Source organism: Mycobacterium sp. NGS57 (assembly GCF_059812405.1).
The window spans coordinates 317,210-338,110 of sequence record NZ_JCALCP010000006.1 but is presented as its reverse complement, the minus strand read 5'-3'; the positions used below and the strand labels follow the sequence as shown (position 1 = coordinate 338,110).

Annotated in this window: 16 protein-coding genes and 3 rRNA genes; 14 read left to right on the top strand and 5 right to left on the bottom strand. The window is 65.6% G+C overall.

Translation table 11 applies throughout. From position 1 onward, the window contains the following. Window positions 1-20: 20 nt before the first annotated feature. From atpA to AC5Y43_RS14150, 5 genes are read left to right on the top strand one after another with little or no spacing between them, the layout of a single operon-like run. A complete protein-coding gene (gene atpA / locus AC5Y43_RS14170; protein WP_499973347.1) occupies window positions 21-1,679 on the top strand; it encodes a F0F1 ATP synthase subunit alpha in 1,659 nt (552 codons plus the stop codon). Window positions 1,680-1,685: 6 nt separating this feature from the next. After that, window positions 1,686-2,615, top strand: a complete 930-nt coding sequence (locus AC5Y43_RS14165; protein WP_499973346.1) for a F0F1 ATP synthase subunit gamma — start codon at window positions 1,686-1,688, stop codon at window positions 2,613-2,615. Between the two features lie 22 nt (window positions 2,616-2,637). Next, complete coding sequence (gene atpD, locus AC5Y43_RS14160; protein WP_499973344.1) at window positions 2,638-4,104, top strand: F0F1 ATP synthase subunit beta; 1,467 nt, start codon at window positions 2,638-2,640, stop codon at window positions 4,102-4,104. 12 nt (window positions 4,105-4,116) lie between these two features. After that, a complete protein-coding gene (locus AC5Y43_RS14155) occupies window positions 4,117-4,482 on the top strand; it encodes a F0F1 ATP synthase subunit epsilon (protein ID WP_499973343.1) in 366 nt (121 codons plus the stop codon). 17 nt (window positions 4,483-4,499) lie between these two features. Further along, window positions 4,500-4,943 carry a DUF2550 domain-containing protein gene (locus AC5Y43_RS14150; protein ID WP_499973341.1) on the top strand — a complete coding sequence of 148 codons (444 nt, stop codon included), beginning with the start codon at window positions 4,500-4,502 and terminating at the stop codon, window positions 4,941-4,943. A gap of 78 nt (window positions 4,944-5,021) precedes the next feature. Here AC5Y43_RS14150 and AC5Y43_RS14145 read toward each other — a convergent pair whose 3' ends face one another. After that, on the bottom strand, window positions 5,022-5,594 hold the full coding sequence (locus tag AC5Y43_RS14145; RefSeq protein WP_499973339.1) for a cob(I)yrinic acid a,c-diamide adenosyltransferase: 573 nt from the start codon (window positions 5,592-5,594) through the stop codon (window positions 5,022-5,024). A 72-nt stretch (window positions 5,595-5,666) separates the two neighbouring features. Here AC5Y43_RS14145 and murA point away from each other — a divergent pair, with 72 nt between their 5' ends. From murA to rrf, 4 genes are all read left to right on the top strand, one after another. Further along, the gene (gene murA, locus AC5Y43_RS14140; RefSeq protein WP_499973338.1) at window positions 5,667-6,920 is read left to right on the top strand and encodes a UDP-N-acetylglucosamine 1-carboxyvinyltransferase; all 1,254 of its coding nucleotides are present in this window, start codon (window positions 5,667-5,669) and stop codon (window positions 6,918-6,920) included. A gap of 372 nt (window positions 6,921-7,292) precedes the next feature. After that, window positions 7,293-8,824 (top strand): 16S ribosomal RNA (locus AC5Y43_RS14135). A gap of 279 nt (window positions 8,825-9,103) precedes the next feature. Beyond that, a 23S ribosomal RNA gene (locus AC5Y43_RS14130) occupies window positions 9,104-12,195 on the top strand. 99 nt (window positions 12,196-12,294) lie between these two features. Next, window positions 12,295-12,407 (top strand): 5S ribosomal RNA (rrf, locus tag AC5Y43_RS14125). Together the 16S, 23S and 5S rRNA genes form the textbook arrangement of a ribosomal RNA operon. A gap of 55 nt (window positions 12,408-12,462) precedes the next feature. Here rrf and AC5Y43_RS14120 read toward each other — a convergent pair. Together AC5Y43_RS14120 and AC5Y43_RS14115 are read right to left on the bottom strand one after the other, a co-directional pair. Continuing rightward, a complete protein-coding gene (locus AC5Y43_RS14120) occupies window positions 12,463-12,960 on the bottom strand; it encodes a methylated-DNA--[protein]-cysteine S-methyltransferase (protein WP_499973336.1) in 498 nt (165 codons plus the stop codon). Further along, window positions 12,957-14,447, bottom strand: a complete 1,491-nt coding sequence (locus AC5Y43_RS14115; protein ID WP_499973334.1) for an AlkA N-terminal domain-containing protein — start codon at window positions 14,445-14,447, stop codon at window positions 12,957-12,959. The genes AC5Y43_RS14120 and AC5Y43_RS14115 overlap by 4 nt, the downstream gene beginning before the upstream one ends. 109 nt (window positions 14,448-14,556) lie before the next feature. Between AC5Y43_RS14115 and AC5Y43_RS14110 the strand changes: the two genes are divergently transcribed. After that, window positions 14,557-15,513, top strand: coding sequence for an alpha/beta hydrolase (locus AC5Y43_RS14110; protein ID WP_499973332.1), 957 nt, complete (start codon window positions 14,557-14,559; stop codon window positions 15,511-15,513). 7 nt (window positions 15,514-15,520) lie between these two features. Here AC5Y43_RS14110 and AC5Y43_RS14105 read toward each other — a convergent pair whose 3' ends face one another. Beyond that, the gene (locus AC5Y43_RS14105; RefSeq protein ID WP_499973331.1) at window positions 15,521-17,140 is read right to left on the bottom strand and encodes an adenylate/guanylate cyclase domain-containing protein; all 1,620 of its coding nucleotides are present in this window, start codon (window positions 17,138-17,140) and stop codon (window positions 15,521-15,523) included. Window positions 17,141-17,185: 45 nt separating this feature from the next. Between AC5Y43_RS14105 and nucS the strand changes: the two genes are divergently transcribed. Both nucS and AC5Y43_RS14095 read left to right on the top strand, forming a co-directional pair. After that, complete coding sequence (gene nucS / locus AC5Y43_RS14100; protein ID WP_499973329.1) at window positions 17,186-17,857, top strand: endonuclease NucS; 672 nt, start codon at window positions 17,186-17,188, stop codon at window positions 17,855-17,857. Then, a complete protein-coding gene (locus tag AC5Y43_RS14095; protein WP_499973328.1) occupies window positions 17,857-18,135 on the top strand; it encodes an Rv1322 family protein in 279 nt (92 codons plus the stop codon). Before nucS ends, AC5Y43_RS14095 begins: the two co-directional genes overlap by 1 nt. Here AC5Y43_RS14095 and mce read toward each other — a convergent pair. Next, window positions 18,132-18,599, bottom strand: a complete 468-nt coding sequence (gene mce / locus AC5Y43_RS14090) for a methylmalonyl-CoA epimerase (RefSeq protein WP_499973326.1) — start codon at window positions 18,597-18,599, stop codon at window positions 18,132-18,134. The two genes, AC5Y43_RS14095 and mce, sit on opposite strands and share 4 nt — an antisense overlap. Before the next feature lie 78 nt (window positions 18,600-18,677). Between mce and AC5Y43_RS14085 the strand changes: the two genes are divergently transcribed. Beyond that, entirely contained in the window at window positions 18,678-19,871 is a 1,194-nt protein-coding gene (locus AC5Y43_RS14085) for an acetyl-CoA C-acetyltransferase (protein ID WP_499973324.1), read from the top strand. Window positions 19,872-19,986: 115 nt separating this feature from the next. Then, the gene (locus AC5Y43_RS14080; RefSeq protein WP_499973322.1) at window positions 19,987-20,901 is read left to right on the top strand and encodes a co-chaperone YbbN; all 915 of its coding nucleotides are present in this window, start codon (window positions 19,987-19,989) and stop codon (window positions 20,899-20,901) included.

The window sequence follows — 20,901 nt, the reverse complement described above, 5'->3', positions numbered from 1 at the left end:
AAGTAGGAAGACGAAAAGCCATGGCAGAGTTGACAATCTCCGCTGACGACATTCAGAGCGCCATCGAGGAGTACGTAGGCTCCTTCACCTCGGACACCTCCCGCGAGGAGGTCGGCACCGTCATCGAGGCCGGGGACGGCATCGCGCACGTCGAGGGCCTGCCCTCCGTCATGACCCAGGAGCTGCTCGAGTTCCCGGGCGGGGTTCTCGGCGTCGCGCTCAACCTCGACGAGCACAGCATCGGCGCGGTGATCCTGGGCGACTTCGAGAAAATCGAAGAGGGGCAACAGGTCAAGCGCACCGGCGAGGTGCTGTCGGTGCCCGTCGGCGACGCGTTCCTCGGCCGCGTCGTCAACCCGCTCGGTGCGCCCATCGACGGGCAGGGCGACATCGATACCGACACGCGGCGCGCACTGGAGATCCAGGCGCCGTCGGTGGTGCAGCGCCAGGGCGTGAAAGAGCCGCTGCAGACCGGGATCAAGGCCATCGACGCGATGACCCCGATCGGCCGCGGGCAACGCCAGCTGATCATCGGCGACCGCAAGACGGGCAAGACCGCGGTCTGCGTCGACACCATCCTCAACCAGCGGCAGAACTGGGAGAGCGGCGACGAGAAGAAGCAGGTGCGCTGCGTCTACGTGGCCATCGGCCAGAAGGGCACCACCATCGCCGCAGTCCGCCGCGCGCTCGACGAGGGCGGCGCGATGGACTACACCACCATCGTCGCGGCGCCGGCGTCCGACTCGGCCGGCTTCAAATGGCTTGCGCCGTATACCGGTTCGGCCATCGCGCAGCAGTGGATGTACGACGGCAAGCACGTGCTGATCATCTTCGATGACCTGAGCAAGCAGGCCGAAGCCTACCGTGCGATCTCGCTGCTGCTGCGCCGCCCGCCCGGCCGCGAGGCCTACCCCGGTGACGTCTTCTACCTGCACTCGCGGCTGTTGGAGCGCTGCGCCAAGCTTTCCGACGACCTCGGTGGCGGCTCCCTGACCGGGCTGCCGGTCATCGAGACCAAGGCCAACGACATCTCGGCCTACATCCCCACCAACGTCATCTCGATCACCGACGGGCAGTGCTTTCTGGAGTCCGACCTGTTCAACCAGGGCGTGCGACCGGCCATCAACGTCGGCGTCTCGGTGTCCCGCGTCGGTGGCGCCGCACAGATCAAGGCGATGAAGGAGGTGGCCGGCTCGCTGAGGCTGGACCTGTCGCAGTACCGCGAGCTGGAGTCCTTCGCCGCCTTCGCCTCCGACCTGGACGCCACGTCCAAGGCGCAGCTGGAGCGCGGTGAGCGGCTCGTCGAGTTGCTCAAGCAGCCGCAGTACCAGCCCATGCCGGTCGAGGAGCAGGTGGTGTCGATCTTCCTGGGCACCGGCGGCCACCTGGACTCCGTGCCCGTCGAGGACGTCCGGCGGTTCGAAACCGAACTGCTGGACCACATGCGGGCCTCCGAGGAGAGCTTCCTGGCCGGTATCCGCGACAGCCAGAAGCTTTCCGAAGAGGGCGAGAACCAGCTCACCGAGATCATCAAGAAGTTCAAGAAGGGCTTCGCGGCCACCGGCGGCGGCTCGGTGGTGCCCGACGAGCACGTCGAGGCGATGGACGAAGAGGAACTCGGCAAGGAGTCGGTGCAGGTCAAGAAGGAAAAGCCCAAGCCCAAGAAAGAGAAGAAATAGCAACCTATGGCTGCCACACTTCGCGAACTGCGCGGCCGTATTCGTTCGGCCGGGTCGATCAAAAAGATCACCAAGGCCCAGGAGATGATCGCCACCTCGCGCATCGGCAGGGCGCAGGCCCGTCTGGAATCGGCGCGGCCCTACGCATTCCAGATCACCGCGATGCTGACCACCCTGTCCGGCGAGGCGGCCCTGGACCACCCGTTGCTCGTCGAGCGCGAAGAGCCGAAGCGGGCCGGCGTGCTGGTGGTGTCCTCCGACCGCGGTTTGTGCGGCGCGTACAACTCCAGCATCTTCCGCCGCTCCGAGGAGCTGTTCTCGCTGCTGCGGGACGAAGGCAAGACGCCGGTCCTCTACACCGTGGGCCGAAAGGCGCAGAACTACTTCAGGTTCCGCAACTGGGACATCACCGAGTCGTGGACGGGTTTCTCCGAGCAGCCGCAGTACGAAAACGCCGCGGAGATCGCCTCGACGCTGGTCGAGAGCTTCATGAAGGGCGCGGACGAAGAAGGCGACGGCCGGTCGCAGGAGGACCAGGGCGGCCCGGGGGTTGACGAGCTGCACATCGTGTACTCGGAGTTCAAGTCGATGATGTCGCAGACGGCGGCGGCCCACCGCATCGCCCCGCTCGTGGTGGAGTACGTCGGAGAAGCCGAGCCCGGACTGCACACGCTGTATTCGTTCGAGCCCGACGCGACAACGCTTTTCGAGTCGTTGCTGCCCCGCTACGTGACCACGCGCGTCTACGCGGCGTTGCTCGAGTCGGCCGCGTCCGAGCTGGCGTCGCGCCAACGGGCGATGAAGTCGGCCACCGACAACGCCGACGACCTGATCAAGGAGCTGACGCTGATGGCGAACCGCGAGCGGCAGGCTCAGATCACCCAGGAGATCAGCGAAATCGTCGGCGGCGCAAACGCGCTCGCCGACGCCAAGTAGCACACGAGGAAGAAGAGAAATTATGGCTGCTACTACCGAAGCGTCCAAAAAGACCAAAGCCGACAAGGGTTCCGAGACCAGCGGCCGCGTCGTGCGCGTCACCGGTCCGGTCGTCGACGTCGAGTTCCCGCGCGGGTCGGTGCCGGGGCTGTTCAACGCGCTCAACGCCGAAATCACCTTCGAGGAGCTGAAGAAGACGCTGACGCTGGAGGTCGCCCAGCACCTCGGCGACAACCTGGTTCGCACGATTTCGTTGCAGCCCACCGACGGTCTGGTGCGCGGCGTCGAGGTCACCGACAGCGGCAAGTCGATCTCGGTGCCCGTCGGCGAGGACGTCAAGGGCCACGTCTTCAACGCCCTGGGGCACTGCCTGGACGAGCCGGGCTACGGAGAGGACTTCGACCACTGGTCGATTCACCGCAAGCCGCCGGCCTTCGAGGAGCTCGAGCCGCGCACCGAGATGCTCGAGACCGGATTGAAGGTCGTCGACCTGCTCACCCCGTATGTGCGCGGCGGCAAGATCGCGCTGTTCGGTGGCGCCGGCGTGGGCAAGACGGTGCTCATCCAGGAGATGATCAACCGCATCGCCCGAAACTTCGGCGGCACTTCGGTGTTCGCCGGCGTGGGGGAGCGCACCCGTGAAGGCAACGACCTGTGGGTGGAGCTCAAGGAAGCCGACGTGCTCAAGGACACCGCGCTGGTGTTCGGTCAGATGGACGAGCCGCCCGGCACCCGTATGCGGGTTGCGCTGTCGGCGCTGACGATGGCCGAGTGGTTCCGCGACGAGGCGGGCCAGGACGTGCTGCTGTTCATCGACAACATCTTCCGGTTCACCCAGGCGGGTTCCGAGGTGTCGACCCTGCTCGGCCGCATGCCGTCGGCGGTGGGATACCAGCCCACGCTGGCCGACGAGATGGGCGAGCTGCAGGAGCGCATCACCTCGACCCGTGGGCGCTCCATCACGTCCATGCAGGCGGTCTACGTGCCCGCCGACGACTACACCGACCCGGCGCCCGCGACGACGTTCGCGCACCTGGACGCCACCACCGAGCTGTCCCGGTCGGTGTTCTCCAAGGGCATCTTCCCCGCCGTGGACCCGCTGGCGTCCAGCTCGACCATCCTCGACCCCGGCGTCGTCGGCGAGGAGCACTACCGGGTGGCGCAGGAGGTCATCCGAATCCTGCAGCGCTACAAGGACCTTCAGGACATCATCGCCATCCTCGGTATCGACGAACTGTCCGAGGAGGACAAGCAGCTGGTCAACCGGGCGCGGCGGATCGAGCGGTTCCTCTCGCAGAACATGATGGCGGCCGAGCAGTTCACCGGCCAGCCGGGTTCGACGGTGCCGGTGAAGGAGACCATCGAGGCGTTCGACAAGCTGACCAAGGGCGACTTCGACCACATCCCCGAGCAGGCGTTCTTCCTGATCGGCGGCCTGGACGACCTGGCCAAGAAGGCCGAGAGCTTCGGCGCCAAGCTGGACTCCTGAGGGCTTGGGTCAATGGCCGAGTTGAAGGTCGAGATCGTCGCCGTCGACCGACAGATCTGGTCGGGTGAGGCAACGTTCGTGTTCACCCGCACCACCGTCGGCGAGATCGGCGTCCTGCCCCGCCACATCCCGTTGGTGGCGCAGTTGGTCGACGACGCCATGGTGCGGGTCGAGCGCGACGGCGAGGACGATCTGCGCATCGCGGTGGACGGCGGCTTCCTGTCGGTGACCGAGGAGGGCGTCAGCATCCTCGCGGAATCCGCGGAATTCGAGTCGGAGATCGACGAGAGCGCCGCCCGGGAGGACGCCGAGTCCGACGATCCCCGCATCGCCGCGCGGGGGCGCGCCAGACTCCGCGCCGTCGGCGCCCTCGACTAAGCGCCTCGGACAAGGGTATGAGCGCGCCCATGGTCGGCATGGTCGTGCTCGTCGTCGTGCTGGGGGCCGCCGTCCTGGCCCTCAGTTACCGGCTGTGGAAGCTGCGTCAGGGCGGAACCGCGGGAATCATGCGCGACATTCCCGCCATGGGCGGCCACGGCTGGCGACACGGCGTGATCCGTTACCGCGGCGGTGAGGCCGCGTTCTACCGGCTGTCCAGCCTGCGGCTGTGGCCGGATCGTCGGCTGAGCCGGCGCGGGGTGGAGATCGTGTCCCGGCGCGCGCCGCGCGGCGACGAGTTCGACATCATGACCGACGAAATCGTCGTGCTGGAGCTGCGCGACACCACGCAGGACCGCCGATCCGGCTACGAGCTGGCGTTCGACAAGGGCGCGCTGACCGCGTTCTTGTCCTGGCTGGAATCGCGGCCCTCGCCGCGCGCCCGCCGTCGCAGCGTCTGACGCTCGCTTCGAGCGCCGAAACTGCGGTGAGAGCGCGATTTTCGCGCGAATCGCGCTCTACGCGCAGTCTCGGCGCGCTTATGCGCCGCCGCCCGGCTGCCAGAGCACATCGCCGCCGGGGTTGGCTCTCCGCGACAGGATGAACAGCAGGTCCGAGAGCCGGTTCAGGTATTTCGCCGGCAGCACGCTGACCCCGTCGGGCTGCGAGTCGACCGCCGACCACGCCGAGCGCTCGGCGCGACGCACCACGGTGCGGGCCACGTGCAGCAGTGCCGACAACGGCGAACCACCCGGCAGCACAAAGGAATTCAGCGCCGGCAACGGTTCGTTGAAGGTGTCGCACCAGCCCTCGAGCCGGTCGATGTAGTCCTGGCGGACCCGCAGCGGCGGATATTTCGGGTTCTCCACCACCGGGGTCGACAGGTCCGCGCCGGCGTCGAACAGGTCGTTCTGGATCTGGCGCAGCACGCCCGCGGTTTCCTCGTCGGGCGCACCGAGGGCGATCGCGACGCCGATCGCGCAGTTGGCCTCGTCGCAGTCCGCGTACGCCACCAGCCGCGGGTCGTTCTTGGACACCCGTGAGAAATCGCTCAATCCCGTCGTCCCGTCGTCGCCGGTGCGGGTATAGATGCGGGTCAGGTGTACGGCCATGTGCGAAACGCTACCCGGCCGGCCGAGCCGGCTGACTGACAAGCCCGGGGGACCTTAACTAGACTGACGCGGGTGGCTGAGCGATTCGTGGTGACCGGCGGCAACCGGTTGACCGGCGAAGTCGCCGTCGGGGGGGCCAAGAACAGCGTGCTCAAGCTGATGGCCGCGACCCTGCTCGCGGAGGGCACCAGCACCATCACCAACTGCCCCGACATCCTCGACGTGCCGCTGATGGCCGAGGTGCTGCGCGGCCTGGGTGCCACCGTCGAACTCGACGGCGACGTCGCCCGCATCACCTCGCCCGACGAACCCAAATACGACGCCGACTTCGCGGCCGTGCGGCAGTTCCGGGCGTCGGTCTGCGTGCTGGGCCCGCTGGTCGGCCGGTGCAAGCGCGCCAAGGTCGCGCTCCCGGGCGGCGACGCGATCGGATCGCGCCCGCTGGACATGCACCAGGCCGGCCTGCGACAGCTGGGCGCGCACTGCAACATCGAGCACGGCTGCGTGGTCGCCCAGGCCGACACGTTGCGCGGTGCGGAGATTCAGCTGGAATTCCCGTCCGTCGGGGCCACCGAGAACATCCTGATGGCCGCCGTCGTCGCCGAGGGCGTCACCACGATCCACAACGCGGCGCGCGAACCCGACGTCGTCGACCTGTGCACGATGCTCAACCAGATGGGCGCGCAGATCGAGGGTGCGGGCTCGCCGACGATGACGATCACCGGCGTCCCCCGGCTGCACCCCACCGAACACCGCGTGATCGGCGACCGCATCGTCGCCGCCACCTGGGGCATCGCCGCGGCGATGACGCGCGGGGACATCTCGGTGACCGGCATCGATCCCGCCCACCTGCAGGTGGTGCTGCACAAGCTGCACGACGCCGGTGCCACCGTCACCCAGACCGACGACAGCTTCCGGGTAACCCAGTATGAACGCCCCAAGGCCGTCAACGTCGCGACGCTGCCGTTCCCCGGCTTCCCTACCGACCTGCAGCCGATGGCGATCGCGCTGGCGTCGATCGCCGACGGCACGTCGATGATCACCGAGAACGTGTTCGAGGCCCGCTTCCGCTTCGTCGAGGAGATGATCCGACTGGGCGCCGACGCACGCACCGACGGGCACCACGCCGTCGTGCGGGGCTTGCCGCAATTGTCCAGCGCGCCGGTGTGGTGTTCGGACATCCGTGCCGGCGCCGGGCTGGTGCTGGCCGGGCTCGTCGCCGACGGCGACACCGAGGTCCACGACGTCTTCCACATCGACCGCGGCTACCCGTTGTTCGTCGAGAACCTGGCGATTTTGGGAGCGGAGATCGAACGGGTAGAGTAGTCAAAGTCAGTGCCCCACAAGGGCGGTCACCTCTCGAAGGGGACCGGGAACCGGGGCTTTGACTCCCCGCCGGAACGGTACTAACCTGGCACGGCTGCCCCGCAGAGGTCACCACACAAGCTGGCCGAAACTGGGGCTTGACGCCCCCGCCAGATCGGTATTAAGCTGGCAGGGTTGCCCGCAAAGCGGGCGAAAACCAGCAAGAGTGTTGTTTGAGAACTCAATAGTGTGTTTGGTCTTTTTGTTTTGTTGTTGTTTTTTGGCCATACCTAGCACTCCCCGTGTGTGGGTATGGCTGTTTTTTTGATGCCAGATATTGGCGTCTTGTCAGGTATCTCTGATTGTAAATTCACCTCGTTATCGAGGAGTTTTTGTTTGGAGAGTTTGATCCTGGCTCAGGACGAACGCTGGCGGCGTGCTTAACACATGCAAGTCGAACGGAAAGGCCCCTTCGGGGGTACTCGAGTGGCGAACGGGTGAGTAACACGTGGGTAATCTGCCCTGCACTTCGGGATAAGCCTGGGAAACTGGGTCTAATACCGGATATGACCTCGAGGCGCATGCCTTGTGGTGGAAAGCTTTTGCGGTGTGGGATGGGCCCGCGGCCTATCAGCTTGTTGGTGGGGTGACGGCCTACCAAGGCGACGACGGGTAGCCGGCCTGAGAGGGTGTCCGGCCACACTGGGACTGAGATACGGCCCAGACTCCTACGGGAGGCAGCAGTGGGGAATATTGCACAATGGGCGCAAGCCTGATGCAGCGACGCCGCGTGGGGGATGACGGCCTTCGGGTTGTAAACCTCTTTCACCATCGACGAAGGTCCGGGTTTACTCGGATTGACGGTAGGTGGAGAAGAAGCACCGGCCAACTACGTGCCAGCAGCCGCGGTAATACGTAGGGTGCGAGCGTTGTCCGGAATTACTGGGCGTAAAGAGCTCGTAGGTGGTTTGTCGCGTTGTTCGTGAAATCTCACGGCTTAACTGTGAGCGTGCGGGCGATACGGGCAGACTGGAGTACTGCAGGGGAGACTGGAATTCCTGGTGTAGCGGTGGAATGCGCAGATATCAGGAGGAACACCGGTGGCGAAGGCGGGTCTCTGGGCAGTAACTGACGCTGAGGAGCGAAAGCGTGGGGAGCGAACAGGATTAGATACCCTGGTAGTCCACGCCGTAAACGGTGGGTACTAGGTGTGGGTTTCCTTCCTTGGGATCCGTGCCGTAGCTAACGCATTAAGTACCCCGCCTGGGGAGTACGGCCGCAAGGCTAAAACTCAAAGGAATTGACGGGGGCCCGCACAAGCGGCGGAGCATGTGGATTAATTCGATGCAACGCGAAGAACCTTACCTGGGTTTGACATGCACAGGACGCCGGCAGAGATGTCGGTTCCCTTGTGGCCTGTGTGCAGGTGGTGCATGGCTGTCGTCAGCTCGTGTCGTGAGATGTTGGGTTAAGTCCCGCAACGAGCGCAACCCTTGTCTCATGTTGCCAGCGGGTAATGCCGGGGACTCGTGAGAGACTGCCGGGGTCAACTCGGAGGAAGGTGGGGATGACGTCAAGTCATCATGCCCCTTATGTCCAGGGCTTCACACATGCTACAATGGCCGGTACAAAGGGCTGCGATGCCGCAAGGTTAAGCGAATCCTTTTAAAGCCGGTCTCAGTTCGGATCGGGGTCTGCAACTCGACCCCGTGAAGTCGGAGTCGCTAGTAATCGCAGATCAGCAACGCTGCGGTGAATACGTTCCCGGGCCTTGTACACACCGCCCGTCACGTCATGAAAGTCGGTAACACCCGAAGCCAGTGGCCTAACCCTTTGGGAGGGAGCTGTCGAAGGTGGGATCGGCGATTGGGACGAAGTCGTAACAAGGTAGCCGTACCGGAAGGTGCGGCTGGATCACCTCCTTTCTAAGGAGCACCACGAAAAGCAGCCCAATTGGTGGGGTGCAAGCCGTGAGGGGTCCTCGCCTGTAGTGGGCGCGGGCCGGGTGCACAACAACAAGCAAGCCAGACACACTATTGGGTCCTGAGGCAACACTCGGGTTTGTTTCGAGTGGTGTCCTCCCCATCTTGGTGGTGGGGTGTGGTGTTTGAGAACTGGATAGTGGTTGCGAGCATCTAAATGAATGCGCTGCTGAACTTATGGTGGCGTGTTCGTTTTGTGTAATTTTTCTTTGGTTTTTGTGTTTGTAAGTGCTTAAGGGCGCATGGTGGATGCCTTGGCATCGAGAGCCGATGAAGGACGTGGGAGGCTGCGATATGCCTCGGGGAGCTGTCAACCGAGCGTTGATCCGAGGATTTCCGAATGGGGAAACCCAGCACGAGTGATGTCGTGTTACCCGTATCTGAATATATAGGGTGCGGGAGGGAACGCGGGGAAGTGAAACATCTCAGTACCCGTAGGAGAAGAAAACAAAAGTGATTCCGTCAGTAGTGGCGAGCGAACGCGGAACATGGCTAAACCGCACGCATGTGTAACCGGGTAGGGGTTGTGTGTGCGGGGTTGTGGGATTGATACGTCTCAGCTCTACCTGGCTGGGAGGTAGTCAGAAAGTGTCGTAGTTAGCGGAAGTGGCCTGGGACGGTCCGCCGCAGACGGTGAAAGCCCGGTACGCGAAAACCCGACACCTACCTTGTATCAAAACCCGAGTAGCAGCGGGCCCGTGGAATCTGCTGTGAATCTGCCGGGACCACCCGGTAAGCCTAAATACTTCTCGATGACCGATAGCGGATTAGTACCGTGAGGGAATGGTGAAAAGTACCCCGGGAGGGGAGTGAAAGAGTACCTGAAACCGTGTGCCTACAATCCGTCAGAGCCTCTTTATGGGGTGATGGCGTGCCTTTTGAAGAATGAGCCTGCGAGTCAGGGACACGTCGCAAGGTTAACCCGTGTGGGGTAGCCGCAGCGAAAGCGAGTCTGAATAGGGCGCTTGAGTGGCGTGTTCTGGACCCGAAGCGGAGTGATCTACCCATGGCCAGGGTGAAGCGCGGGTAAGACCGCGTGGAGGCCCGAACCCACTTAGGTTGAAGACTGAGGGGATGAGTTGTGGGTAGGGGTGAAAGGCCAATCAAACTCCGTGATAGCTGGTTCTCCCCGAAATGCATTTAGGTGCAGCGTTGCGTGTTTCACCACGGAGGTAGAGCTACTGGATGGCCGATGGGCCCTACTAGGTTACTGACGTCAGCCAAACTCCGAATGCCGTGGTGTTAAAGCGTGGCAGTGAGACGGCGGGGGATAAGCTCCGTACGTCGAAAGGGAAACAGCCCAGATCGCCGGCTAAGGCCCCTAAGCGTGTGCTAAGTGGAAAAGGATGTGTAGTCGCAGAGACAACCAGGAGGTTGGCTTAGAAGCAGCCACCCTTGAAAGAGTGCGTAATAGCTCACTGGTCAAGTGATTATGCGCCGATAATGTAGCGGGGCTCAAGCACACCGCCGAAGCCGCGGCAACCGTAAGGTTGGGTAGGGGAGCGTCCCTCATTCAGCGAAGCCATCGGGTGACCGGTGGTGGAGGGTGGGGGAGTGAGAATGCAGGCATGAGTAGCGATAAGGCAAGTGAGAACCTTGCCCGCCGTAAGACCAAGGGTTCCTGGGCCAGGCCAGTCCGCCCAGGGTGAGTCGGGACCTAAGGCGAGGCCGACAGGCGTAGTCGATGGACAACGGGTTGATATTCCCGTACCCGTGTGTGGGCGTCCCTGACGAATCAGCGGTACTAACCACCCAAAACCGGATCGACCATTCCCCTTCGGGGGCGTGGAGTTTCGGGGCTGCGTGGGACCTTCGCTGGTAGTAGTCAAGCAATGGGGTGACGCAGGAAGGTAGCCGTACCAGTCAGTGGTAATACTGGGGCAAGCCTGTAGGGAGAGCGATAGGCAAATCCGTCGCTCACTAATCCTGAGAGGTGATGCATAGCCGATTGAGGTGAATTCGGTGATCCTCAGCTGCCAAGAAAAGCCTCTAGCGAGCACACACACGGCCCGTACCCCAAACCAACACAGGTGGTCAGGTAGAGCATACCGAGGCGTACGAGATAACTATGGTTAAGGAACTCGGCAAAATGCCCCCGTAACTTCGGGAGAAGGGGGACCGGAATACCGTGAACAGCCTTGCGCTGGGAGCGGGATCCGGTCGCAGAAACCAGCGAGAAGCGACTGTTTACTAAAAACACAGGTCCGTGCGAAGTCGCAAGACGATGTATACGGACTGACGCCTGCCCGGTGCTGGAAGGTTAAGAGGACCCGTTAACCCGCAAGGGTGAAGCGGAGAATTTAAGCCCCAGTAAACGGCGGTGGTAACTATAACCATCCTAAGGTAGCGAAATTCCTTGTCGGGTAAGTTCCGACCTGCACGAATGGCGTAACGACTTCTCGACTGTCTCAACCATAGACTCGGCGAAATTGCACTACGAGTAAAGATGCTCGTTACGCGCGGCAGGACGAAAAGACCCCGGGACCTTCACTACAACTTGGTATTGGTGTTCGGTACGGTTTGTGTAGGATAGGTGGGAGACTGTGAAACCTCAACGCCAGTTGGGGCGGAGTCGTTGTTGAAATACCACTCTGATCGTATTGGACACCTAACGTCGAACCGTATATCCGGTTCACGGACAGTGCCTGGCGGGTAGTTTAACTGGGGCGGTTGCCTCCTAAAATGTAACGGAGGCGCCCAAAGGTTCCCTCAACCTGGACGGCAATCAGGTGTTGAGTGTAAATGCACAAGGGAGCTTGACTGCGAGACCTACACGTCAAGCAGGGACGAAAGTCGGGATTAGTGATCCGGCACCCCCGAGTGGAAGGGGTGTCGCTCAACGGATAAAAGGTACCCCGGGGATAACAGGCTGATCTTCCCCAAGAGTCCATATCGACGGGATGGTTTGGCACCTCGATGTCGGCTCGTCGCATCCTGGGGCTGGAGCAGGTCCCAAGGGTTGGGCTGTTCGCCCATTAAAGCGGCACGCGAGCTGGGTTTAGAACGTCGTGAGACAGTTCGGTCTCTATCCGCCGCGCGCGTCAGAAACTTGAGGAAACCTGTCCCTAGTACGAGAGGACCGGGACGGACGAACCTCTGGTCCACCAGTTGTCCCACCAGGGGCACCGCTGGATAGCCACGTTCGGACAGGATAACCGCTGAAAGCATCTAAGCGGGAAACCTTCTCCAAGATCAGGTTTCTCACCCTTTTAGAGGGATAAGGCCCCCCGCAGAACACGGGTTCGATAGGCCAGACCTAGAAGCCCAGTAATGGGTGCAGGGAACTGGCACTAACCGGCCGAAAACTTACCAACACAACTCGCAACCACAATCCAGGCACGCGACAATTTTGTCGTGAGAATGCCACACCCCCCACCAGAACACCTAAAATAAATAGTGTTCCGTAATAGAGTTACGGCGGCCACAGCGACAGGGAAACGCCCGGTCCCATCCCGAACCCGGAAGCTAAGCCTGTCAGCGCCGATGATACTGCCCACCAGGGTGGAAAAGTAGGACACCGCCGAACATATACAAAAACACCCCCGGCAACGGGGGTGTTTTTGCATTTGCAACCGGCCGAATTAGTCGAACAACGTCAGGTCGACCGCGGCGCGCTTTTTCTCCAGGTCGAGCAGGGTTCGCTTGCGGTCGAGGCCGCCACCGTATCCGGTGAGGCTGCCACCGGCGCCGATCACCCGGTGGCAGGGAACGACGATCGCGATGGGGTTGTGCCCGTTGGCCCAGCCCACGGCCCGCGCGGAGCCGGGGGCGCCGATCTGCTGGGCGATTTGCCCGTAGGAGCGGGTCTCGCCGTACGGAATCGTCAGCAGCGCCTTCCATACCCGCCGCTGGAACTCGGTGCCGCCCAGCTCGAGTTCGACATCGAAGTCGGTCAGCTCGCCGGCGAAATAGGCGGAAAGCTGTTCGACGACCCCGTCGAACGCTCCAGGGTCCGGGGACCAGTCGGCGCGGCTGGGTTCGTGGGTCTGGTCGACCATCCTGAGGTTCGTCAGGACCGGGCCGCGACCGGCCAGGGTGAGCGGTCCGATCGGGCTGTCGACCGTACGGTAGCGGATCATGCGACTTCCTTCGGAGTCTTTGGGGGCCAATGGTTTACCGGATGCTCGAGGGTGGTCCACAGGTGCTGGGTGGCATACGAGCGCCACGGTCGCCACCGGGAGCCGCGCGCGACGAGCTCCCGCGGGTCGGCGGGCAGCCCCAGCTGCTTGGCAGCCAGCTGAACCCCGAGGTCGCTGGCGGGAAAGGCGTCGGGGTCGCCCAGGGCGCGCATCGCGATCACCTCCGCGGTCCAGGGGCCGATACCGGGCAGCGCCAGCAACTGGACGCGCGCGCTGTCCCAGTCGCTGCCGGCGTCCAGGACGACGCTCCCGTCGGCGAGCCCCGCGACCAAGGCGCGCAGCGTCCCTTGCCGGGCCCGGGGTACCGCGAGGTGGGCCGGATCGATGGTGGCGAGCGCTTCCACCGAGGGGAAGGCGTGGGTCAGCGCGCCCTCGGGATCATGCACCGGGCGCCCGTAGGCCGCCACCAGCCGGCCGGCGTGGGTGCTGGCGGCCCTGGTGGACACCTGCTGGCCCAGCACCGCCCGGACGGCGAGCTCGGCCTCGTCGACGGTGCGCGGGATCCGTTGGCCGGGGGCCTTTTTCACCGCGGCGGCCAGCTCGGGGTCGGCTGCCAGCGCGTCGACCACCGCCTCGGGGTCGGCATCGAGGTCCAGCAGCCGCCGGCAGCGCGCGATCGCGGTGGTGAGGTCGCGGAAGTCGTCGAGCACCAGCTGGCAGCGGACGTGGTCGACCGCCGGGGCCAGCGACACGATGCCGCTGCCGCGCGGCAGCCGCAGCGTGCGCCGGTACGCGCCGTCGCGCACCTCCTCGCAGCCGGGCACGACGCCGGCCGCGAGGTGGCCGAAGACGCCCTCGTATGCGAACGGTGTGCGGACCGGGAGCCGCAGGGACACCGCCCCGGGTGAATTGGCACCGGCCGGGAAGGCCGCGCGCCTACGCAGTGCCGTGGGCGTGGTCTCGAACACCAGGCGCACGGTGTCGTTGAACTGGCGGATGCTCGAGAACCCCGCGGCGAAGGCGACGTCGCCGAACGGCAGGTCGGTGGTCTCGATCAGCACCCGCGCGGTCTGGGCGCGCTGCGCGCGGGCCAGGGCCAGCGGACCGGCGCCGACCTCGGCCTGCAGCAGCCGTTCCAGCTGGCGGGTGGTGTAGCCGAGGTGGGCCGCCAGGCCGCCGACACCGTCCCGGTCCACCGTGCCGTCGGCGATGAGGCGCATCGTGCGCGCAACGACGTCGCCGCGCGCGTTCCATTCGGGAGATCCCGGCGAGGCGTCGGGGCGGCAGCGCTTGCACGCGCGGAAACCCGCCCGCTGGGCGGCGGCCGCGGTCGGGTAGAACCGCACGTTGCGGGCGAACGGCGGCCGCACGGGGCAGCTGGGCCGGCAGTAGATCCGCGTCGTCAGGACCGCGGTGACGAACCAGCCGTCGAACCGGGCGTCCTTGGACTGGACGGCCCGGTAGCAGCGTTCGAAATCCTCGTGCACGGTTCCACACTTACACCCGCCGACCGACAAAACTGGCGGAAAAGCGACATCAACGTGGCCGGCACCCGCGTCTAGCCAACGAACCCGTCAAACAGCACAATGACTAGCTGTGACGGACGACACGCAGACGGCCTACGCCTTCGACCCCGAGCTCGCCGCGGTGGTCCCGCTCCTGCCCTCTCTCGAGGCGGACGACGCGCCGACCATGCGCGCCGCCTTCACCGAGATGATCGCCCAGATGCCGCAGCCCGACACCTCCGGGTTGCGGATCGAGGATCGCGAAATCCCCGGCCACGACGGCGATCCCGCGGTTCCGGTCCGCGTCTACACACCCGACCAGCGCAGCGGTCCCGCCGCGGTCTACACGGTCCACGGCGGCGGATTCATCGTCGGAGACCTCGAGACCGAGCACGGCATCGCGGTGAGGCTCGCCCGCGAACTCGGCGTCGTCGTGGTCTCGGTCGACTACCGCCTGGCCCCCGAGACACCCTTCCCCGGCCCGCTGGAAGACGTCTACGCCGGTCTGGTCTGGACGGCCGAAAACGCGGCCGAGCTGGGCATCGACCCGCAGCGCATCGCCATCCACGGCGTCAGCGCCGGCGGCGGGCTGTGCGCGGCGCTGGCCCTGCTGGCCCGCGACCGCGGCGGCCCGCACATCGCGTTCCAGTTTCTGTCGGTGCCGGAGCTCGACGACCGGCTCATTACCGGCAGCATGACCGACTTCGTCGACACCCCGCTGTGGAACCGACCCAGGGCGATCTTCAGCTGGGACTGCTATCTCGGTACCGGCCACGCGGGCTCCGACGACGTCTCGCTCTACGCGGCGCCGGCCCGCGCGACCGACCTGGCGGGTCTGCCGCCCGCCTATGTGTCGGTGATGCACTTCGACCCCCTGCGCGACGAGGGCATCGCCTACGCACTGGGCCTGCTGGCCGCTGGGGTCACCGTCGAACTTCATTTGTTCCCAGGGACTTTCCACGGCTCGGCGCTCGTCCAGCACGCGGCGATCTCGCAGCGCGAACAGGACGAGGCGATCGTGGTGCTGCGCCGCGCACTCGCCTTATAGCGCCGGCTCAGGCCTCGGCGTCCTCCGCGAGCGACGCCAGCCGGGTGGGCCGCTCGTACCCGCGCAGGGTCACGGTTTCGCCCAAAACCCAATGGGCCCTTTCCTCTTCGCCCGCAGCTTCGAGCGCGTCGGACGTCGCAAGCAACCCGCCCGGATGTGACTTGGCCAGCTCGCACAGGCGCGCTGCCTCGTTGACCGGCTCGCCGATCACGGTGTATTCGAACCGTTCCTTGGCGCCCACGTTGCCGGCGACGACCTGACCCGCGGCCACGCCGATGCCGGCCTGGCATTCGGGCATCTCGTCGCACAACCGGTCGGCGATGCAGCGCGCGGTCGCGAGCGCCTCGTCCTCGGGCGAGTCGAGGTGGTTGGGGGCACCGAAAACGGCCAGCGAGGCGTCGCCCTCGAACTTGTTGAGCAGCCCGCGGCGGCGGTCGACTTCCTCGAAGACGATCGCGAAGAAACGGTTAAGCAGCGCAACGACTTCCGCCGGCGGCTGACTGGTCACCAGCTGCGTGGAGCCGACGATGTCGATGAAGACGACCGCGACGTGACGCTCTTCGCCGCCGAGCTTCGGCCGCTCGCGTTCGGCGGCCAAGGCGACTTCGCGCCCGACGTGCCGGCCGAAAAGGTCGCGCACGCGTTCGCGTTCGCGCAACCCGTCGACCATCGCGTTGAAGCCGCGCTGCAGCTCACCGAGTTCGGTGCCGTCGAACACCACCAAGTCGCCGCGCAGGTTGCCCTGCTCGACGCGCCGCAGCGCCGCCCGGACGACCCGCACCGGTGTCGCCGTCAGCCAGGCCAGGATCCACATCAAGACGCAACCGAAGATCAGCGTGACCGTGGAGATGATCAGGACGCCCACCGCGAACTGGGTTTCGGTCAGGTTTCGCAACAGGATCTGGAACACCGCCAACAGGGCGATCCCCACGACGGGCACGCCGGAGCCGAGGAACCAGACCACCATGGTCCGGCCCATGATGCCCGCCGACAGCCGCCGCGGCGGCGGCCCCGCTTCCAGCGCCTGGGCGGCCACCGGGCGCAGCGCGAACTCGGCGAGCAGGTAGCTGCCGGTGGCCACCAGCACCCCGCAGAAGCTCACGCAGAGCAAAAACCGTGGAATGAACAGGGTGTTGACCAGCCCGTAGAGGATCGTGAACACCACGGTGCCCAATCCCCACAGGATGAGGTCGGCGATCGCGATGCGCCACGGGGCCACGAAGGTGTTGCGCTCGTCGGCGGGGTCGGGTTTGCGCTCTTCGATAGCCCAGCGCAGCGCGAGCACCGTCTGCCGGGTGATCCAGTAGGTGCCCAGCGCCAAAGCGATCGCGATATAGGCCGGGACGACCCCGAAGGACAGCCACGCCGGCGCGTCGTCGAACACGCTGGGTTCGGGAATGGCAACCGTCACCAACAGGAGCGCGACGACGATGCCGATCAGGTTGGTCCCCAGGACGAGCACGGTCAGGATGACCTGGATGCGGATGCGCCGGCGTCGTTGGCTCTCCGACACCCGGCCAAGCAGCAAGGAGCCGTACGCGGGGGTTTCCGGCAGGCGGCCGCTCTGGCGGGTGACCTTTTCCAGCACCCGGCCGATGCGTTGCGCCGCGGACTGCTTGGCCGACATTGTGGCGCCAGCCTAATTTGTCGCCCACGCTCTAAGGTGAGTCGGGTGCGTCTAGTGATCGCCCAGTGCACCGTCGACTACATCGGCCGGCTCACCGCACATCTGCCCTCGGCGCGCAGGCTGCTGCTGTTCAAGGCCGACGGGTCGGTCAGCGTGCACGCCGACGACCGCGCCTACAAGCCGCTGAACTGGATGAGCCCGCCGTGCTGGCTGACCGAACAGCCCGGCGACCCGGCGCCGCTGTGGGTGGTGGAGAACAAGGCCGGCGAGCAGTTGCGCATCACGGTCGAGGAGATCGAGCACGACTCCAGCCACGACCTCGGGGTGGACCCCGGCCTGGTGAAGGACGGCGTCGAGGCCCACCTGCAGGCGTTGCTCGCGGAACACGTGCAACTGCTCGGCGAGGGATACACGCTGGTGCGTCGCGAGTACATGACCGCGATCGGCCCCGTCGACCTGCTGTGCCGCGACGAACGGGGCGGCTCGGTCGCGGTGGAGATCAAGCGGCGCGGCGAGATCGACGGCGTCGAGCAGCTCACCCGCTACCTGGAGTTGCTCAACCGCGACACCGTGCTCGCGCCGGTCAAGGGCGTCTTCGCGGCCCAGCAGATCAAGCCACAGGCGCGCACCTTGGCCGTCGATCGTGGGATCCGTTGCGTCACACTGGATTACGACAAGATGCGGGGCATGGACAGCGATGAGTACCGGTTGTTCTGATGCCTAGGCGCCGCGAGCCGCCGCGTCGGCGGCCGCCGTTGCCGCGGAGGGTGGAAACGGGTCCCGACGGGCACGAATACGAAGTGCGCCCGGTCGCCGCGGCCCGCGCCGTGAAGACCTATCGCTGCCCCGGCTGTGACCACGAAATACGTTCCGGCACACCACATCTGGTCGTATGGCCGGCCGAAGTGGGGCAGGGCGCCGAGGACCGGCGGCATTGGCACACGCCGTGCTGGGCCAACCGCGCCACTCGCGGTCCGACCCGGAAGTGGTCTTAGGAAGCCTGCTCGACCAGCTCGATGAGGACGCCGCCGGCGTCCTTGGGGTGGATGAAGTTGATCCGCGAGTTCGCTGTGCCGCGCCGGGGCGCCTCGTAGACCAGGCGGATGTCCTGGGCGCGCAGGCGCTCGCTGATGCTGTCGAGGTCGCTGACCCGAACCGCCAGCTGCTGGATGCCCGGGCCCCGCTTGTCGAGGAACTTCGCGATCGCCGACGAGTCGTCGTCGGGGGCCATCAGCTGGATCTGCGCGGTGCCGGCGAGTGCGCCGGGCACCGACAGCATCGCCTCGCGGATTCCCTGGTCGTCGTTGACTTCCTCGTGCACCAGGATCATGCCGAGATGGTCGCAGTACCACTCGATGGCGGCGTCCAGGTCGGCGACGGCGATGCCGACGTGATCGATCGCCGTCACCAGCTCGGTGGCCAGGATCTGACGGGCGTCAACTTGATCGGTCGTCATCACATAACGGTAACCTGACGGCAAAGATCGCGCTTCTCGGGGATGGGTAATCCGCCTTCCCTGCACGTTTAGGAGGTACTCATGACGACGTCGGTGATAGTTGCTGGAGCGCGGACGCCCATCGGCAAGCTAATGGGTTCGCTGAAGGATTTCTCGGGCAGCGACCTGGGCGCCATCGCGATCAAAGCGGCGCTGGAGAAGGCTTTCCCCAACGAGCAAGTGCCGGCTCGCCTCGTCGAGTACGTGATCATGGGCCAGGTGCTGACGGCGGGGGCGGGCCAGATGCCCGCGCGCCAGGCCGCCGTGGCGGCCGGCATCGGTTGGGACGTCCCGGCGCTGACCATCAACAAGATGTGCCTGTCCGGGATCGACTCCATCGCCCTGGCTGACCAGCTCATTCGCGCCGGAGAGTTCGACGTGGTGGTGGCCGGCGGCCAGGAGTCGATGAGCAAGGCACCGCACCTGCTGATGGACAGCCGGTCGGGCTACAAGTACGGCGACGTCACTGTGCTGGACCACATGGCCTACGACGGCCTGCACGACGTGTTCACCGACCAGCCGATGGGCGCGCTCACCGAGCAGCGCAACGACGTCGACAAATTCACCCGCGAAGAACAGGACGAGTTCGCTGCGCGCTCCCACCAAAAGGCGGCCGCGGCATGGAAGGACGGCGTCTTCACCGACGAGGTGGTATCGGTCGAAATCCCGCAGCGCAAGGGGGATCCGCTGCAGTTCGCCGAGGACGAGGGGATCCGGGCCAACACCACCGCCGAGTCGCTGGCCGGCCTCAAGCCGGCGTTTCGCCGCGACGGCACCATCACCGCCGGGTCGGCGTCGCAGATTTCCGACGGCGCGGCGGCGGTGATCGTGATGAACAAGGACAAGGCCGAAGAGCTCGGGCTGACCTGGCTGGTCGAGATCGGCGCGCACGGCGTCGTGGCCGGCCCGGATTCGACCCTGCAGTCGCAGCCGGCGAACGCGATCAAGAAGGCGCTCGCGCGCGAGGGCATCTCCGCAGACCAGCTGGACGTCGTGGAGATCAACGAGGCATTCGCGGCGGTCGCGCTGGCCTCGACCCGGGAGCTGGGCGTCGATCCCGAGATCGTCAACGTCAACGGCGGTGCGATCGCGGTAGGGCACCCGATCGGTATGTCGGGCGCCCGGATCACCCTGCACGCGGCGTTGGAGCTGGCCCGGCGCGGCTCCGGGTACGGCGTCGCGGCGCTGTGCGGCGCCGGCGGCCAGGGCGACGCGCTGATCCTGCGGGCCCGTTAGCCTGCCCCCGGCGGAGTTGCTGGCGCGCACCGCCGGCGCGCGGTTGTGATCTTGGTCATAAACGCCGCTCAGGGCCCATTCCGCGCCGTCCGGTGCGCATGACAAACTTGACGGCGTGACGCGTCCGCGACCCCCGATCGGGCCCGCCTTGGCCGGTGCGGTTGACCTGTCGGGTCTCAAGCAGCGAGCCCAGCAGGGCCCCGCCCCCTCCGACCCCGACGGGCGGGCGGCGCCGGCCGCACCCGGAGTCACCGCGGTCACCGAGACCAACTTCGAAGCGGAAGTGCTGGTCCGCTCCGACGAGGTACCGGTCGTGGTGTTGCTGTGGTCTCCCCGCAGCGACGCGTGCGTCGAGCTCGTCGAGACGCTGGCCGCGATGGCGAGCGAGGACAACGGCACGTGGTCGCTGGCGACGGTCAACGTCGACGCGGCGCCGCGGGTGGCACAGATCTTCGGTGTCGATGCGGTCCCGACAGTCGTGGCGCTGGCCGCCGGGCAGCCACTGTCCAGCTTCCAGGGCGTGCAGCCGCCCGACCAGTTGCGCCGGTGGGTGGATTCACTGCTGTCGGCGACGGCCGGAAAGCTCAGGGGCCCAAGCGGTTCCGGGCAAGCCGGGGAAGTGGACCCGGAGCTCGCCGCGGCCCGCCAGCAGCTCGAGGACGGCGACTTCGCCGCCGCGAAACATTCTTATCAGTCGATCCTGGATGCCAATCCGGCCAGCGTCGAGGCGAAGGGCGCGATCCGCCAGATCGACTTCCTCACGCGCGCAACGGCGCAACGGCCCGATGCCGTCGCGGTCGCCGATGCCGCGCCGGGCGACATCGAGGCCGCTCTGGCGGCCGCCGACGTGCAGCTGCTCAACCAGGACGTCAGCGGCGCGTTCGGCCGGCTGATTGCGTTGGTGCGCAGCACATCGGGTGACGAGCGCACGCAGGTGCGCACCCGGCTGATCGAGCTCTTCGAGCTGTTCGATCCGGCCGATCCCGAGGTGGTCGCCGGCCGGCGCAACCTCGCCAACGCGCTGTACTGA

Coding starts and splice junctions, on each gene's coding strand:
- AC5Y43_RS14155 (WP_499973343.1), top strand. CDS start 4,117: ATGGCCGAGTTGAAGGTCGAGATCGTCGCCGTCGACCGACAGATCTGG.
- atpD (WP_499973344.1), top strand. CDS start 2,638: ATGGCTGCTACTACCGAAGCGTCCAAAAAGACCAAAGCCGACAAGGGT.
- AC5Y43_RS14150 (WP_499973341.1), top strand. CDS start 4,500: ATGAGCGCGCCCATGGTCGGCATGGTCGTGCTCGTCGTCGTGCTGGGG.
- AC5Y43_RS14145 (WP_499973339.1), bottom strand. CDS start 5,594: ATGGCCGTACACCTGACCCGCATCTATACCCGCACCGGCGACGACGGG.
- AC5Y43_RS14085 (WP_499973324.1), top strand. CDS start 18,678: ATGACGACGTCGGTGATAGTTGCTGGAGCGCGGACGCCCATCGGCAAG.
- AC5Y43_RS14105 (WP_499973331.1), bottom strand. CDS start 17,140: ATGTCGGCCAAGCAGTCCGCGGCGCAACGCATCGGCCGGGTGCTGGAA.
- atpA (WP_499973347.1), top strand. CDS start 21: ATGGCAGAGTTGACAATCTCCGCTGACGACATTCAGAGCGCCATCGAG.
- AC5Y43_RS14165 (WP_499973346.1), top strand. CDS start 1,686: ATGGCTGCCACACTTCGCGAACTGCGCGGCCGTATTCGTTCGGCCGGG.
- AC5Y43_RS14120 (WP_499973336.1), bottom strand. CDS start 12,960: ATGATCCGCTACCGTACGGTCGACAGCCCGATCGGACCGCTCACCCTG.
- AC5Y43_RS14095 (WP_499973328.1), top strand. CDS start 17,857: ATGCCTAGGCGCCGCGAGCCGCCGCGTCGGCGGCCGCCGTTGCCGCGG.